Here is a 15,888-nt window from a genome sequence, read left to right on the forward strand (position 1 = left end):
GTTTCTATGAATCGGGCTTATTTGCGGAGCGCGGCGGCCTGCGTCGGAACTGGCGCCGGGGCGGGCGCAGGGTTGCCGATGGCCATCTGCATCGCGGCAATCTCCTGGATCTGCTCGACGATGATCTCCTGCGCGAGACGCTGCAGGACCGGGTCATCGCCACCATGCCGCAAATATGCCTTGGCCATGTCGACCGCGCCCTGGTGGTGCGGGATCATCATCAGGGCAAAGTCGCGGTCGATATCGCCGCTGGCCTTGATGGTCATGTCGGTCATCATCCGGACCATGGCCTCGTCGTTTTCCAGCAGGAACGGTTGTTCGTGCTCTGGGGCGCCGGCGGCGGTGTCATGGCCGGCGGCGACGTGGCCGTGCGCGACGGGCGCGGCGCTGTGGGCAGAAGTATCGGGCGCAGCATGCTCATGCCCGGCCGGGCTTTTGGCGGCGGGCGCGGCGTGGTCCTGTCCCACGGACGTATCAGCGGCGGCCAAGTCTGCGGGGCATCCGGCGGTCCCATGGGCCAGTGCGGGGCTGCCTGTCAGGCCCACGAAACCTGCCAGAAGGGCGACGGCGAGCGGTCGGGAATGGGGCATGGCGTGGTCCTGCGCGTTGGGGTCGTTGCAAGGTTGACGCCCCGCCGAAGAAATTATTCCGGCACGCGGGAATAAATCCGAGCGGACCGCAGTCATCGTCAGGACAGAAGGGTGCCCGGCGCCCTCGCCCTTGCCGAAAGGATTCCCCATGCCCGCCACCTTCGACCGCCGTACCCTTCTGGCATTCAGCTCGCTGCTGGCAGCTGGAGCAGCCCTGCCCGCGGCTGCCCAGCCGGCCCCGGCCAACCACATTCGCACTATGACCGAGGTGCCGCCGGACGCGCCCAAGGTCGGACTGCTGGTCTTTCCGAACATGGTCGCCCTGGACCTGATCGGACCGCTGACCGTGTTCCGTATCCTCCGCTGCGACACGCACCTGGTGTGGAAGGACCTGGCCGCGGTGCCGACCGACGCCGGGATCGCCGTGTCTCCCACGACCGATTTTGCCGGCTGCCCGGAGGATCTTGACGTGCTGTTCATCCCCGGCGGCACCATCGGCACCAATGCCTGCATGACCGATCCGGAGGTGCTGGAGTTCGTCGCCGACCGGGGCAGCCGCGCCAAATGGGTGACGAGCGTCTGCACCGGCAGCCTCGTCCTCGCGGCAGCCGGGCTGCTGCAGGGGTATGACGCGACTTCCTACTGGGCGGTGGCAGATCTGCTGCCGCTGATGGGTGCGCGCCCCGTGGACGGCCGCGTGGTGCGCGACCGCAATCGCATGACCGGCGGCGGCGTCACCGCCGGCCTCGACTTTGGCCTAACGCTCGCTGCAGAATTGATGGGCGAGGAGGCAGCGCGCCGCGTCCAGCTGGTGCTGGAATACGCACCCGAGCCGCCGTTCCGCAACGGCACCCCCGATGAGGCCGGCCCCGAAAGCACCGCCAGGATGAAGACCGCCCGCGCCGGCATGGACAACGCCGCGCGCACGGCCGCCGAAGCGGCCGCCCGGCGATTGGGGATCTGACGCCGGGGCAAGTGGCGGGGACGTTGAAGTGGCCTTCGCGTGGGACCTGCCGACAAGATCAACCGCGTCGTCAGGCGCGGCGGAAAGCGCGCCTAGCAAACCGCGCCGTGCGCATGTACCACCCATGCCGCTACGCCACCGCCTTCACACTGGCGCTCCCCGGCGACCGCCTGGACGGAACATCAGCGCAGACGGCAATGGCCACTTCAGGTGCGCAGAGCGCATAAGAAAAAGGAATTCCATCATGGACGTCATCGATTTCAGCCAATTGGTTTCCCAGGTCTCCCGGCGCCGGCTTGCATCTCGTTCTTCGACGGTGAGCGGCGGCGTCTGGGAGTCGGCTATATCGGCGAGACCCGAATCAAAGCCAACGTAACCTATCAGGTCCAGGGCAACACGTCGGTGGAGGGAAGGCCTGTCCCTGCTGCAAGGACCGGCTCCAGCCAGGCCCGCGGCCACGCCACACTGCCATGGCGAGTGTTTATGAGACCGCACGCGAGCACTGCGTTCCCGCCGCGCCCACCGTCGCCGAGCGGCTCCGGGATACCTTGGCGGCGCTCGACGCGGCAGCCAGAGTAGCCTTGCCTGCGTCATCCGCCAGCACGTCACTGACTGTGTCGAGGACGGAAGCTACGTCCCCAAGACATTTCGCGCGAGCCCCCCGCACACGGCCATGGGCACGGATATGACGTCGAAGCGGCGCTCAGCAGCTGGCAGCGGGACTTCCTTGGCAGCCGCTGGCTGATCAAACACGTCTGGAGGGGGTAGCCGAGGAAGCGGCACAGTACCTGGTCCTCTTCACCCTCCTCCACGCGTTCAACCTATGGCGCGTTTACGCCCAGCGATCTGAAGAAGGCCGCAAGCGCGTTGAAGCTCGATCGGCCACATTTGGTTCAAAGAACCAAAGTGCAAACCACAAACCCCCGCAAGTGATTGGAATTATGGTGCTGTGAGAGAGGATTGAACTCTCGACCTCACCCTTACCAAGGGTGTGCTCTACCACTGAGCTACCACAGCGCCGGCGGACGATGGTGCGTCCGTGCGGCGGGGATTTAGACAAGGCGCGCGGTGGGCGCAAGCGCTTTTCTGGGATGTGCGCGGTGAATGTGCCCGCCGTCCTTGTGCGCGGGTTGAGCCCGGCAGGCGCTGACGCCGCTGCTGGACGGCTGCCGGCGGCGCGGCTAAACCGGGCCCATGACCCGCGAGCCACGCCAGCCCCAATCCTCCGCGTCGCGTCCCGACAAGGACACGCGCCGGGCCGAGGCATTGCGCGCCAACCTGCACCGACGCAAGGCGCAGGCGCGCGCAAGATCCGCACAAGGCACTGACGCGTCCGACCCGGATGCCTCGCGTGAGCAAGCGCCGGACCGCGAAGGCTAGACGAGGCCACAACCAGACCGCCGGCCACGCAAAACGCCGGCCGGGACACACAACAATGACCCCAAGGGCATAGGCAGGACGGATGGACCAGATCATTGTGCAGGGCGGTGGGCCCCTCAAGGGCGACATTCCCATCGCCGGCGCCAAGAACGCGTGCCTGACCCTCATGCCGGCAACGCTGCTGACGGATGAGCCGCTGACGCTGACCAACGCCCCGCGCCTGTCGGATATCCGCACCATGACCCAGCTTCTCGGCAGCCTCGGGGCGGAGGTGGCGGGCCTGCAGGACGGACGTGTGCTGGCAATGTCCAGCCACAGCCTCAGCAGCCACCGCGCCGACTACGAGATCGTGCGCAAGATGCGTGCCTCGGTGCTGGTGCTGGGCCCGCTGCTGGCCCGTGACGGCATCGCCGAGGTGTCGCTGCCCGGCGGCTGCGCAATCGGCGCGCGGCCGGTCGACCTGCATCTGATGGCGCTTGAGGCGATGGGTGCAACGCTTGAGCTGCGCGAGGGCTATATCCACGCCAAGGCACCCTCGGGCGGCCTCCGCGGTGCGGTCATCGACTTTCCCGTCGTCTCGGTCGGCGCGACCGAAAACGCGCTGATGGCGGCAACGCTCGCCCGCGGCACGACCGAGCTGCGCAACGCCGCGCGTGAGCCGGAGATCGTCGACCTGGCCCGCTGCCTGCGCCGCATGGGCGCACAGATCGAAGGCGAAGGCACCTCGACCATCACCGTCCAGGGCGTGGCCCGCCTTGGCGGCGCGACCCATCCCGTGGTCACCGACCGGATCGAGCTTGGCACCTACATGCTCGCCCCGGCGATCTGCGGCGGCGAGGTCACCTGCCTTGGCGGGACCATCGATCTTGTCGCCGCCTTCTGCGAAAAGCTGGACGAGGCTGGGATCACTGTGTCGGAAGACGCCCGTGGGCTGACCGTGGCGCGCAAAAACGGCCGCGTCCGCGCCGTCGATGTCACCACGGCCCCGTTCCCCGGCTTTCCGACCGACCTGCAGGCCCAGATCATGGCGCTGCTGTGCACCGCCGAGGGCACGAGCCATCTGGAAGAGACGATCTTTGAGAACCGATTCATGCACGCTCCAGAACTGACGCGCATGGGCGCGCGGATCGACGTGCATGGCGGCCGCGCGACGGTCACGGGAACCGAGCGGCTACGCGGCGCACCGGTTATGGCCACGGACCTGCGCGCCTCCGTCAGCCTGATCCTCGCCGGCCTTGCGGCCGAGGGCGAGACGGTCGTGCGCCGCGTCTATCATCTCGACCGCGGCTACGAGCATGTCGAGGACAAGCTGGCGGCCGTCGGCGCGCGGATCGAGCGCGCCTGCGAGGGCGCCGCCCATGCCGAGGAGCCGACCCATGCCTGACGCAGGCTTTGCCGACGCCGGGCCCGGCCCTGTGATGCTGCGTGCCGAGGACGCCGAGGATCTGCGCATCATCAGCGCGCTGGCGCAGGACGCCGTGCTGCCGGTGACCGAGATCAGCTGGCAGCCGGCCCAGCGCCGCCTGACCCTGCTGCTGAACCGCTTTCGCTGGGAGGACCAGGACGCCGCCCGCGCCGAAGGCCGCCCGTTCGAACGGGTGCAGGCCCTGATGGTCATCAGCGACGCGACCCGCCTTTCCTCGGACGGGATCGACCGTGCGGATTCGGACTTGGTGCTGTCGCTGCTGGCGCTGGAATGGCAACCGGGCGAGGACGGCACCGGGCGCATTGCCTTGCATTTTGCCGGGGATGGCACGCTGGTGGCAGACGTGGAATGCATCTCGGTCGACCTGCGCGACGTGACCCGGCCCTACGCCGCGCCCTCGGGCAAGGCGCCGCAGCACCCGGAATGATGATCTGGCGGCTGACCCCGGCCGATTCCGCCGCCTGGCGTGCGATTCGGCTGGAGGCGCTGGCCAAGGCCCCCGACGCTTTCGGCTCGCGCCTCGCCGACTGGCAGGACCGGCCACTGGACAGCTTCGCGGCGCGGCTGGCGGCGACACCGACTTATGCCGTCGGCGATGACCCGCAACTGCCGCTGGCCGTGGCGGGGCTGGACCCCGATCCTGACCACCCGCGCCGCCTGTGGATCATCTCGGTCTACGCCCGCCCTGCGGCACGCGGCCGCGGCTACGCCGAGGCGCTGCTGCGGCATCTGCTGGAAATCGCGCGGGCGGACGGCATGACAGAACTCGCACTGCATGTCGGCACGGGCAACGAGCCGGCCCAGCGCCTTTACCACCGGCTCGGCTTTGCCTTCAGCGGCGCACCGGCGCAGATGAACCCGAACGGCGTGCCCGAGGCCGAGATGCTGCTGGCGCTGTAGCTTGCAGCGCCGCCCGGCCATCGCTAACACCGGGCGACAGCGCCCTTCGGCGCCTGCCGGAGGCCGAGGATGCCGCATCTGCTCGATACCGCCGCAGCTGGGTTCGACCAGCAGTTCCGGTCGCTTCTGAGCGCAAAGCGCGAGGATGCGGAGGATGTCGGGGCAGCAGTTGATAACATCATCGCCGACGTCCGGGACCGGGGCGATGCCGCCCTGATCGAATTGACCGCACGTTATGACGGCCTGGACGTGACCCCGCAGACGCTGCGCATCCCGCCCGAGGAGATCGCGGCCGCTGCCGCCACTGTAAGCGCCGATGACCGCGCCGCGTTGACGCTCGCAGCCAGTCGGGTGCGGGCCTACCACGCCCGCCAGATGCCGCGCGACGAAAGCTTTACCGACCCCGAGGGCGCGACCCTTGGCTGGCGCTGGACGCCGGTCGATGCGGCGGGCCTCTATGTGCCCGGCGGTCAGGCCAGCTATCCGTCCTCGGTGCTGATGAACGCCGTCCCCGCACGGGTCGCCGGGGTGGGCCGGCTGGTGGTTTGCGTGCCGGCCCCTGGCGGGCAGTTGAATCCGCTGGTTCTGGCCGCCTGCCAGATCGCCGGCGTGGACGAGGTCTACCGCATCGGGGGCGCCCAGGCGATTGCCGCGCTGGCCTACGGCACGGCGACGGTCCCCGCCGTGGACAAGATCACCGGCCCCGGCAATGCCTATGTCGCCGCCGCCAAAGCGCGCGTCTTTGGCCGCGTCGGCATCGACATGATCGCCGGCCCGTCCGAGGTGGTCATCATTGCCGACGGCACCGCCAATCCCGAATGGCTGGCCCTCGACCTGCTGGCGCAGGCCGAACATGACGCCGACGCTCAGTCGATCTTGCTGACGCCCGATGCAGAGTTCGCCCGCTCGGTCGCCGCTGAGGTGGACCGCCTGCTGCCGGGCCTGCCCCGCGCCGCCATCGCTGGCGCCAGCTGGCGCGATCATGGGGCCATCGTCGTGACCCGCGATCTGGCCGAGGCTGCGGAGTTGTCCAACCGCCTCGCGCCCGAGCATCTGGAGATTTGCACCGATGACCCCGATGCGGTCGCAGCCCGGATCCGCCATGCGGGCGCGATTTTCCTGGGGGGCTGGACGCCCGAAGCGGCGGGCGATTACGTCTCGGGGCCGAACCATGTGCTGCCAACCGCGCGGTCGGCCCGGTTCTCGTCGGGGCTGTCGGTGATGGACTTTCTCAAGCGCACCACCATCTCGCGCCTGACACCGGCGGCGCTGGCGGCCATCGGCCCGGCGGCCGTGCGACTGGCCGAGGCCGAGGGCCTCGGCGCCCACGCACGCTCGGTCGCGGCGCGAATCGCGCAGCACGCCGGCCAAGGGGCACGGTCATGAACCGCCTCTGCCGCGTCGAGATCGACGACAGCGCCCTACCCCCGCCCGGCCCCGAGATGGAGCAGGAGCGCCGGGTCGCGATATTTGACCTGCTCGAGGATAACAGCTTTGCGCTTCCGGGCCGGGCCGGGCAGACCGCGCCCCCCGGTCCCTATGCGCTGGTGCTGGCGGTCCGCGATGGCCGCCTGGTTTTCGATGTCGCCACCCAAGAGGACAAGGCGCTGGCCTCGTTCCATCTGTCGATGGGTCCGTTCCGGCAGGTGATCAAGGACTATTTCCAGATCTGCACCAGCTACTACGATGCCGTCAAACGCCTGCCGCCGGCGCAGATCGAGGCGATCGACATGGCCCGGCGCGGCATTCACAACGAGGGGGCGCGCACCTTGCAGGAGCGTCTGGAGGGCAAGGCCGAGGTTGACATCGACACCGCCCGCCGCCTGTTCACCCTGATTTGCGCGTTGCAACAGGTCTGACCGATGTCCGGCCCGGTCCCCCTCCCCGGCTCGGTCCTGTTCTGCTGTGATCACAACGCCATCCGCTCGCCCATGGCCGAGGCGATGATGAAGAAAAATTATGGCCGCGCATGCTACGTGCAGTCGGCCGGCGTGCGAAGCGATATGGAGGTCGACGGATTTGCCGTCGCCGTCTGCGCCGAACTGGGGATCGAGCTTGCCCGCCACCGCTCGCGCAGCTTCGAGCAGATGACCGACTGGGGCGACGATCTGACCGCCTTTGACCTGGTCATCGCCCTCTCCCCCGCCAGCCAGCGTCATGCCCTTGAAATGACGCGACATGTGCATCTGGATGTCGAATATTGGCCGATCATGGACCCGGTCGGCCTCGGCGAGGGCCGCGCGGCACAACTGGATGCCTATCGCCAGACCCGTGACCAGATCGCCGAGCGCATGCTCGCCCGGTTCGGGCCCCCGCGCGTCGGGTAGGCGCCGGCGATCATTACAATTGTCGGCATTCCCGTGCCGAGGGACGCGCGTCTTAACCCGATCTTAGAAGCCGGGTGCTACGCCATCCTCATCGATACGCAGCACGAGGCATATGATGCGACGTTTGACGGACGATCCAGCCCTCGTGGCAGCGATCGCAGAGGCGGCCAACACGGCCCCCATGGTCGAGCTTGACCTGAGCGGACGGATCATTTCCGCCAATGCTGGCTACGCCAAGCTGACCGGCGTTCCCCTCGACGCATTGCCGGGACAACATCTGTCGGATGCGTTCAAGATGATCGACATCGAGACGGTGCGCGGCCTCCTGGCACGCTCTGCCGCGGGCGAGACGGTTCACGCCCGCAGCCTGCGCGAGGCACAGGACGGCCGCACGCTGATGCTGCAGACAACCTATGCGCCGATCATCGGCCCCGGCGGGCAGACCCGCAGCATCGTCGCCGTGATCGCCAATGTCACCGCCCAGCATGTCGAGATGCGCCAGCAGGCCAGCGTGATCGCGGCGCTATCCCGCTCGCAGGCGGTGATCGAGTTCACGCCGCAGGGCGAAATCGTCGAGGCTAACCAGAATTTCCTCGACTGCCTCGGGTATGAATTGTCCGAGGTCAAGGGCCGTCACCATCGCATGTTTGTCGATCCCGCCGAACGGGATTCGCCGGCATATGCCGCCTTCTGGGCGGCGCTCGCCCGCGGCGAGAGCCAGTCGGGCGAGTTCCGGCGCCTGCGCAAGGACGGCGCGCCGGCACATATCGTCGCGACCTACACGGCCGTCGTCGAGGATTCAGGCAAGGTCAGCAAGGTGATCAAGTTTGCCAGCGACGTCACGCCCCGCAAGGTGGCGGTCGAAAAGCTCGTCAGCGGCATCGCCGCGATGGCGCGCGGTGACCTGTCCGTGCGCCTTGCCGGCGCCACCGACCCGGAGTTCGTGCCGGTCTTCACCATCTTCAATGACGCGCTCGCCCACCTCGTCTCGCTGGTCGAGGACCTGCGCGTGCGCTCCGGGACCATGAATGCCGAGGCGAGCGAGATCGCCGCCGGGGCCGAGGATCTGGCCAAGCGCGGCGAATCGCAGGCGGCCTCGCTGGAGCAGACGGCGGCAGCGGTCGAGCAGATTTCCGGAAACGTCGCCACGACCAGCCAATCGGCGCGCGACGCCGACAGTGCCGCCCGCAGCGCCGAGGAAATCGTGCGCACCGGCGCCGAAACCGTTGGCCGCGCCATCGATGCCATGGACCGGATCGACGAGCACACCCGTCACATGGGCGAGTTTACGCGCGTGATCGAGAACTTCGCCTTCCAGACCAACCTGCTTTCGATCAACGCAGCGGTCGAGGCCGCCCGCGCCGGCGAGGTCGGGCGCGGCTTTGCCGTGGTCGCGAACGAGGTCCGTAACCTGGCCCAGCAGTCCGCCAAGGCGAGCCAGTCGATTGCCGAGCTGATCGGAAAGAGCAAAGCCGAGGTCACGACCGGCGTGCGGCTGGTCAAGGACGCCGGCAGCGCGCTGGAGCAGATCCGCACGGCAGTCGCGGCGATGGCCTCGAACGTCGCCGGCATCGCCCATGCCACGACCGACCAGGCCACGGGCGTGCGCGAGGTGTCCGAGGTCCTGTCGCAACTCGACTCGGTTAACCAGTCGAACTTGACGCTCAGCGACAACAATGCCGCGGCCGCAGCTTCGTTGACCAGCCAGGTTGCGGAAATGATCGCGGTGCTGGGCCATTTTCATACACGCGAGATCGAACGCGAGGGGGAGCCCGGCGTCTTATCCGCGGCTAATGCTCCGTTGCGCCGGTCGGCCTAAGCTGATTTGCGATTTAGTCCGGTCGGGGCGTCCATCACAGCGCTTCGCGGCGGCCAGTTCCGCCATGGCCATCAGCACGACCTCGTGCGGACAAGGACGCCGATCCGCCATAACGCGAGGAAAAAAGGCCGCGACCTGCGGCCCTTCGCTTTCAGTCTCGTCTTCGAGGACCGCGCGCGTTCGCGCAGCCTTAAGGCTCACAGGGCGTACAGATCGCCAAATTTGTCCTCGAGGTAATCCAGCAGCGGCTCGGGCGAGGGCGCGGCGCCGGTCGCAGCCTCGATCAACTCGCGCGGGGGCAACAGGGCGCCATGACGCTGGACCCGCTCGCGCAACCACTCGGTCGCCGGGTGGGCTTTGCCGCGGGCCAGTTCGGCATCAAGGTCAGGCAGATCGGCCCGCATCGCGCGGTCGAGGCAGCCGGCGTAGACATTCCCCAGCGCATATGTCGGGAAATAGCCGAACAGACCCACTGACCAATGCACATCCTGTAACACCCCATTCGCGGGGCGGTCCACGGCCACGCCGAAATCGCGCAGGAATCGCGCGTTCCATGCCTCGGGCAGGTCCTCGACCGAAAGCCTGCCGGCGATCAGGTCGCGCTCGAGGTCGAAGCGCATCATGACGTGCAGGTTGTAATGCACCTCATCCGCCTCGGTGCGGATGTAGCCGGGATTGACGCGATTTACGGTCCCGTAGAATGCATCCGCGTCGCCCCCGGCGAAATCGTCGAACGCATCGGCCATCCGCCCCGAGAGCCAACCCGTGAAGGCGCGCGAGCGGCCGAGTTGGTTCTCGTAAATGCGGCTCTGGCTTTCGTGGACGCCCATCGACACGCCGCGCCCCAGCGGGGTCAGCGCATAGTCCGGGTCGATCCCCAATTCGTAGCTGGCATGGCCGACTTCGTGAATCGTGGAATAGACACAATTGAACGGATCGGTCTCGACCACCCGCGTCGTCACGCGCGCGTCCTGCCAGCCACCCGAACTGAAGGGATGGACCGCCAGGTCCAGCCGGCCGCGGGTCCAGTCATAGCCAAAGGCAGTCGCAACGCCGCGCGCCAGCCGCAACTGCCCCTCTTGCGGAAATGTTCCGCTCAGCGCCCGCGGCACGGTTTCCGCGCCTAGGATCGCCTCGCGCAGGGCGACAAGACGGGGCCGCATCGCATCAAAGATCGCCGCAATCTCGGTTGCCGAAGTCTCGGGCTCGTAATCGTCGAGCAGCGCGTCATAGACATCGCCGCCATCGGCCAGCGCCGCCCCCTGCTCGCGCTTCAGCATCACGACCTCGGACAGGGTCGGCAGGAAATCATCCGGCGCGTCCTTGGCGCGCGCCTCGGCCCAGATGCCTTGCGCCAGCGAGGTGACGCGGGCGATTTCGGTCGCAAGGCGGGCTGGCACGCGGCTGGCGCGCGTATAGTCGCGCGCAATCAAGGCCAGCGAACGCTCGTCCTCGGCGTCCTCGGCGTAATCGGCGGCCACGTCCAGCCATTCGCCGATACGCGGGTCGGTGCGCCGCTCGTGCAGCACCGTCTCGAGGGCTGCGACTTCTTCGCTGCGCTGCTCGGCCGCGCCTTTGGGCATGACCGTCTCGCGATCCCAGTCGAGCCGGCCGGCGATCGAGGCCAGCGCCTCGGTGGTGCGCTGGAACGCCAGCAGCTGATCGAATCCATCGCTCATCGCAGGGTTCCCCGAACCGAAGTTTCAAACGGATAGCGCGCCTGGTAGCGGCCGCGCAGGATCAGAACGAACAGTGCCACGGCGGTCAGTTGGTGGGCCAGCGCCAGTCCGAGGGGGGCGCCATGGATCACGTTCAGGATCCCGAGGCCGATCTGCACCGCTACCGCTGCCAGCATGGCGGCAAAGGCGGCCCGCGTCGATGGGTGGGGCGAGCGGCGCGCGCGCAGGAACACCACCACGGCAAAGATCGCCAGCAGATAGCCGACGATGCGGTGGATGAATTGCACCAGGGCGGGGTTCTCGATGAAGTTGCGCCACAGCGGTTGCAAGTCCAGCGCGGCAGCCGGGATCCATTCGCCGCCCATCTTTGGCCAACCCGTATACTGGCGCCCTGCGTCAATGCCGGCGACCAGGGCACCCAGCAGCACTTGCACGAACGTGAGATGCATTAGTCCGGTTGACATGGAAAACAGCTTTGCCTCGCCGGCCCGGCGGGCGCGCATCAGCGCTGCCTCGGACCGGCCGAGCATCAGTGCATACCAGGCGATCACCCCGAGGATCGCGAAGCCGAGGCCGAGGTGGGTCGCCAGCCGCCAGCTGGCGACATGCGTGAGGGTTGTCCCGCTGACGCCGGAGGACACCATCCACCAACCGACCGCACCCTGCAGCCCGCCCAGGATGCCCGGCAGCGCCAAGCGTCCGACCCAGCCCTGCGGAATCCGCCTCGTGGCCCAGAAGAACGCAAAACCCGCCGCCCAGACCAGCCCGACCAGCCGGCCGAGCAGGCGGTGCGACCATTCCCACCAGTAGATCCGCTTGAATCCGCCGAGGTCCATGTCCGGGTTGACCTCGCGGAATTGCGGAATCTGCTGGTATTTGTCGAACTCGGCCTGCCACTCGGCGGCCGATGCCGGGGGCAGCGTGCCGGTCACGACACGCCATTCGGTGATCGAGAGACCCGAACCCGTCAGCCGGGTCGCGCCGCCCAGCGCGATCATCGCCATGACCATGATGAACAGCACCACCAACCAGGCGCGTATCGCCCGGCGCGCGCCGAGCGGGGCTGCGTCGATCAGCCCGCCTGCGGGCAGTGGCGCGGGGCGAGCCGCCTCGCCGACCTCCTGGAACACGGGCCGCTTGGCCATGGGGTCACCTCACTTGGCTTTGGCGGCGGACCTAAGCAGTCCGCCAGATAGGGTCAATCGCCTGCGGGCGGGGGTCCGCCGCGATGGCGGGTCAATTGGCGCAGCGCGCCGTGCAGGATCTTGGCATCGGCACGTGTCAGGGGCATGCGCGACCAAAGGTTGCGCAGCGCAAGCTTCATGCCGGGCGCCTTTTGCGCGGGGAAAAAGAAGCCGGCCTGGTCGAGCCGCCCTTCCCAGTGATCTGCGAGGGCCGCGATGTCGCGACCATTGGCAGCAACCTCGGCCGGGGGACGCCGACCCGTGGGCATGGGCGCAGTCGGCAAGCTGTCCCGCGCCCACTCATAGCCGAGCAGCAGGACCGCCTGTGCCAGGTTCAGCGACGGGAAATCCGGGTTGACCGGCACCGTGACAATGGCATTGGCGCGGGCGACATCCTCGTTCTCCAGCCCGGCGCGCTCGGGGCCGAACATCAGGCCGATGCGACCACCCTCGGCGACGCGGGCCCGCGCGTCCTCCATGGCCGCGGCTGGGGTCAGGACGGGCTTTGTCATCTCGCGGCCACGGGCGGTGGTGGCATAGGCGCGGTCCAGATCGGCCATCGCCTCGCCCAAGGTCCCGAACACCCTGGCGCGATCGAGGACCTGTCCTGCTGCGCCAGACGCCATGGCCACGGCGCGCGGATTGGGCCAGCCGTCGCGCGGCGCCACGAGGCGCATGTCCGTCAGGCCGAAGTTCAGCATCGCGCGCGCCGCAGCGCCGATATTCTCGCCCATCTGCGGGCGCACGAGGATGACGACGGGAGCGGTTGGCGCGGACATGGCGGCTGGCCTAGCGATACTGGGCCGCCGGCGCAAGCTGACGGCGGCCACTCGGGCCGGTCCCCTCGCGTCAGGCGTCGCGCGCGGCCAGCCCGTCCAGATAGGCCGCGACGCGCGCCTCGAACTTCTTGTCGATCGAGCCGCGGGTCAGCTTGGCGGTCTGCAGCATCAGCCGCGCCTTGATGGTGCGCGCCTTTCCCTCGATCGTCAGCACGAGGCGCGAGCGATAGCGCGAGAGCGCAACGATATCGGCACGGATTTCAACGTCGAAACTGTCCGAGGTACCGTGCATCTGGACCTTCTCGGGACGGTCGTACGAGGTCACGTGCAGACGCATCTCGCGGCGGCGTCCCCGCCAGTCAAAGGCGATGTCCCAGGACATGGGGCTGCCCGCCGGGGGCTCGAGCCGGGTGACCTGTGCGCCGCGGCGCACCATCATCCGTTCAAGCAGATCGAAATCGGCTACCGCATCGAACAGTGCATCAGCAGGCATCTCGACGTCGTGGCTGGTGCTCACCTGCATGCGGGATCTTCCTCATATTCCGTGTTGGACGGTCTTGATCGTCCAAATGCTTTCCAGTTAACCCCCGAAACCGCGTACGAAAAGGGGCGCCTTCGTCCATAAGAGAAGAGTTGTCCAGTTGTTACCCCTCGCGTGCACGTTATGCTGGCATGAAAGCGGGGGAACGCAACCATGCATTGCCGCGAGCGGCAGCCTTGATCGAGCCACGGAGCGATATTTCCGGCGACGGCAGCCGGGTCGGCCTTCGTGAGGACGCGACGGGCTTCGCCGAGGGGCATGCCTCCAAAGCTAGGGCGGGCCGCACGGGTGACGCGACGGCCATCGACCTGCGGATCATGGCGATCACCGACCTGCATATGCAGTTGCTGGACTTCGATTACTTTCGGCGCCGGACCGACTTGCCGCTCGGCCGCGGGCTGGAGCATCTGGCAGTCCTGATCGAGCGTCAGCGCAGTACGGCGGCCAATACGCTGCTTTTCGACAATGGCGATCTTCTCCAGGGCAACCCACTGGCAGACGATCTGGCGCGCGCCGCGACCGGGGCCGGGGCGCATCCGGCAATTGCCAGCCTGAATGCAGTCGGGTGCGATGCGGCGACGCTGGGTAATCACGATTTCTCTTATGGCCGCAGCTTTCTGGCCCGGGCGCTTGGGGGAGCAGCATTTCCCTTCGTGCTCGCCAATGCGCGCCTGCCCGGACTGCAAAACCGGGTGCGCCCGTGGGTGATCCTGCAGCGCGAGTTGCGCGACCGGGCTGGGCGGACCCACCAGATCGGCATCGGCGTGATCGGCTTCGTGCCGCCCCAGTCCTCGGCCTGGGAAGCCGCCGAGTTTCCGGGCCTTCGGACCGAGGACATCATTGAGGCCGCCGAGCGCGAGGTGCCGCTGATGCGCGCCAGTGGCGCAGACCTCGTCGTCGCGCTCGCCCATTCCGGCACCTCGCCATTGCCGCATCAGCTTGGGACCGAGAATGCTGCGAGCGCCCTCGCCGGCCTGCCGGGGATTGACGCGGTGATCGCCGGGCATAGCCACGAGTTGAATCCGGCCCCCGAAGAGAGGCGCGAATACCCGCAGCCGAGCCCCGCACCTTTGGTGCAGGCAGGCTTTGGCGGCTCGCATCTGGGCGTCATCAACCTCGTGCTGGAGCAGGAAACGAATGGCCGACGCTGGCAGGTCGGGCATGCCACAGCGGAACTCCATCCCGCGACATCACTCGCCACGGACATAGGCTCACCGGCCCGCGTTGCCATTCGCAAGGCCACCCTGCCTGCGCATCGGTCCGCACTGCGCGCGGGCGCGCGTCGGATCGGGCGCACGGCGGTGCCGCTGGGCAGCCACCTGGCGATGCTCGGGCAGGATCCCGGGCTGCGCCTGGTTGCCATGGCGCAACGCTGGCATTTGCGAGCCGCGCTGTCGGGCACGCACTATGCCGAACTGCCGATCCTCGTCGCAGTCGCCCCCTTTCGGGCTGGCGCCCGTGGCGGCCCGGGGCATTACACCCACATCCCCGCCGGCAGGATCACCCATGGCGATCTGGCCGATCTCTATGCGTTCAACAACCGCGCCGCGGCCCTGATCGTGACCGGGGCCGAGCTTGCGGATTGGCTCGAGCGCGCGGCTGGGGCATTCCTGCGCATCCTGCCCGGCGCGGGAACGCAGGAATTGATCGACCCCGATTTCGCCAGCTATAACTTTGACATGATCGACGGCCTGCACTGGCAGATCGATCCCAGCCGGCCTGCCCGCTACATGGCGGACGGGCTCCCCCGGGCCGACGGGACGGGCGGACGGATCCGCAACCTGACCTACGGGGGCCAGCCGGTGACGCCCGAGCGCCGCTTCCTCCTGGCGACGAACAGCTACCGATTGTCAGGGGTGGGCCTTTACGCCGACCTGACTGCCGATTGCGCGCCGATCAGCGCAGGCACCGCCACGGTGCGCGATCTGGTGCGCGCCTATCTGCGCCGCCGCCGGGTCGTCGCCCCCCAAGCGCGACCGATGTTCACCTTTGCGCGCGTGCCCGGTGCGTCCGGGTTGATCCGCACCGGCCCCGAGGTCGCGACCATGCTGGCGGACAATCCGCTGGGCCTCATCCCCGAGGGGACGGACGACCAGGGCTTCCTGCGGCTGCGCGTGCCGCTTGACCGGGATTAGGGCGGCGAGCCGACACAAGACTGCCTTGCATCGCTCTCGCGGTAGCGGTAGAGATCCGCGCGAGAGGTTGGCGCGGGCAGGCGCCTCGCCAACCCGGTCAGGTCCGGAAGGAAGCAGCCGTAACGAGCCCCGCTTGGGTCGTTGTCCAGCCTCTCACCTTTCCT

At 68.0% G+C, this 15,888-nt stretch carries 14 protein-coding genes, 1 tRNA gene and 1 other RNA gene; 10 read left to right on the forward strand and 6 right to left on the reverse strand.

Annotated features, from left to right (window positions below):
* Positions 1-17: 17 nt before the first annotated feature.
* Complete coding sequence (locus tag DRW48_RS14060; protein WP_199286116.1) at positions 18-590, reverse strand: DUF305 domain-containing protein; 573 nt, start codon at positions 588-590, stop codon at positions 18-20.
* Positions 591-738: 148 nt separating this feature from the next.
* Between DRW48_RS14060 and DRW48_RS14065 the strand changes: the two genes are divergently transcribed.
* Positions 739-1,554: a DJ-1/PfpI family protein gene (locus DRW48_RS14065; RefSeq protein ID WP_114076974.1), complete on the forward strand. Its 816-nt coding sequence runs from the start codon at positions 739-741 to the stop codon at positions 1,552-1,554.
* Between the two features lie 942 nt (positions 1,555-2,496).
* Here the strand turns inward: DRW48_RS14065 and DRW48_RS14070 are convergent.
* A tRNA-Thr gene (locus DRW48_RS14070) sits at positions 2,497-2,571 on the reverse strand.
* Positions 2,572-3,016: 445 nt separating this feature from the next.
* Here DRW48_RS14070 and murA point away from each other — a divergent pair.
* From murA to DRW48_RS14110, 7 genes are all read left to right on the forward strand, one after another.
* A complete protein-coding gene (gene murA, locus DRW48_RS14080) occupies positions 3,017-4,318 on the forward strand; it encodes a UDP-N-acetylglucosamine 1-carboxyvinyltransferase (protein WP_114076976.1) in 1,302 nt (433 codons plus the stop codon).
* On the forward strand, positions 4,311-4,787 hold the full coding sequence (locus DRW48_RS14085; protein ID WP_114076977.1) for a DUF2948 family protein: 477 nt from the start codon (positions 4,311-4,313) through the stop codon (positions 4,785-4,787). Before murA ends, DRW48_RS14085 begins: the two co-directional genes overlap by 8 nt.
* Positions 4,784-5,260, forward strand: coding sequence for a GNAT family N-acetyltransferase (locus DRW48_RS14090; RefSeq protein WP_162784780.1), 477 nt, complete (start codon positions 4,784-4,786; stop codon positions 5,258-5,260). Before DRW48_RS14085 ends, DRW48_RS14090 begins: the two co-directional genes overlap by 4 nt.
* A gap of 69 nt (positions 5,261-5,329) precedes the next feature.
* Positions 5,330-6,646 (forward strand): histidinol dehydrogenase, encoded by a 1,317-nt coding sequence (hisD, locus tag DRW48_RS14095; protein ID WP_114076978.1) that lies wholly within the window; start codon positions 5,330-5,332, stop codon positions 6,644-6,646.
* Positions 6,643-7,119 carry a UPF0262 family protein gene (locus tag DRW48_RS14100; protein ID WP_114076979.1) on the forward strand — a complete coding sequence of 159 codons (477 nt, stop codon included), beginning with the start codon at positions 6,643-6,645 and terminating at the stop codon, positions 7,117-7,119. The genes hisD and DRW48_RS14100 overlap by 4 nt, the downstream gene beginning before the upstream one ends.
* Before the next feature lie 3 nt (positions 7,120-7,122).
* On the forward strand, positions 7,123-7,587 hold the full coding sequence (locus tag DRW48_RS14105) for an arsenate-mycothiol transferase ArsC (protein ID WP_114076980.1): 465 nt from the start codon (positions 7,123-7,125) through the stop codon (positions 7,585-7,587).
* A 115-nt stretch (positions 7,588-7,702) separates the two neighbouring features.
* Positions 7,703-9,406: a methyl-accepting chemotaxis protein gene (locus DRW48_RS14110; protein WP_162784781.1), complete on the forward strand. Its 1,704-nt coding sequence runs from the start codon at positions 7,703-7,705 to the stop codon at positions 9,404-9,406.
* 197 nt (positions 9,407-9,603) lie between these two features.
* Here the strand turns inward: DRW48_RS14110 and DRW48_RS14115 are convergent, their stop codons facing one another.
* From DRW48_RS14115 to DRW48_RS14130, 4 genes are all read right to left on the reverse strand, one after another.
* Positions 9,604-11,085 (reverse strand): carboxypeptidase M32, encoded by a 1,482-nt coding sequence (locus tag DRW48_RS14115; protein ID WP_114076982.1) that lies wholly within the window; start codon positions 11,083-11,085, stop codon positions 9,604-9,606.
* Positions 11,082-12,230, reverse strand: coding sequence for a heme A synthase (ctaA, locus tag DRW48_RS14120; protein WP_114076983.1), 1,149 nt, complete (start codon positions 12,228-12,230; stop codon positions 11,082-11,084). Before ctaA ends, DRW48_RS14115 begins: the two co-directional genes overlap by 4 nt.
* Before the next feature lie 53 nt (positions 12,231-12,283).
* Positions 12,284-13,048: an RNA methyltransferase gene (locus DRW48_RS14125; RefSeq protein WP_114076984.1), complete on the reverse strand. Its 765-nt coding sequence runs from the start codon at positions 13,046-13,048 to the stop codon at positions 12,284-12,286.
* Positions 13,049-13,118: 70 nt separating this feature from the next.
* Positions 13,119-13,571 carry an SRPBCC family protein gene (locus tag DRW48_RS14130; RefSeq protein WP_114076985.1) on the reverse strand — a complete coding sequence of 151 codons (453 nt, stop codon included), beginning with the start codon at positions 13,569-13,571 and terminating at the stop codon, positions 13,119-13,121.
* A 194-nt stretch (positions 13,572-13,765) separates the two neighbouring features.
* Here DRW48_RS14130 and DRW48_RS14135 point away from each other — a divergent pair, with 194 nt between their 5' ends.
* Complete coding sequence (locus DRW48_RS14135) at positions 13,766-15,724, forward strand: 5'-nucleotidase C-terminal domain-containing protein (RefSeq protein WP_162784782.1); 1,959 nt, start codon at positions 13,766-13,768, stop codon at positions 15,722-15,724.
* 61 nt (positions 15,725-15,785) lie between these two features.
* An RNA gene (ffs, locus tag DRW48_RS14140) (signal recognition particle sRNA small type) lies at positions 15,786-15,882 on the forward strand.
* Positions 15,883-15,888 lie beyond the last annotated feature (6 nt).

The sequence above is a fragment of the Paracoccus suum genome, assembly GCF_003324675.1.
Lineage (GTDB): Bacteria > Pseudomonadota > Alphaproteobacteria > Rhodobacterales > Rhodobacteraceae > Paracoccus > Paracoccus suum.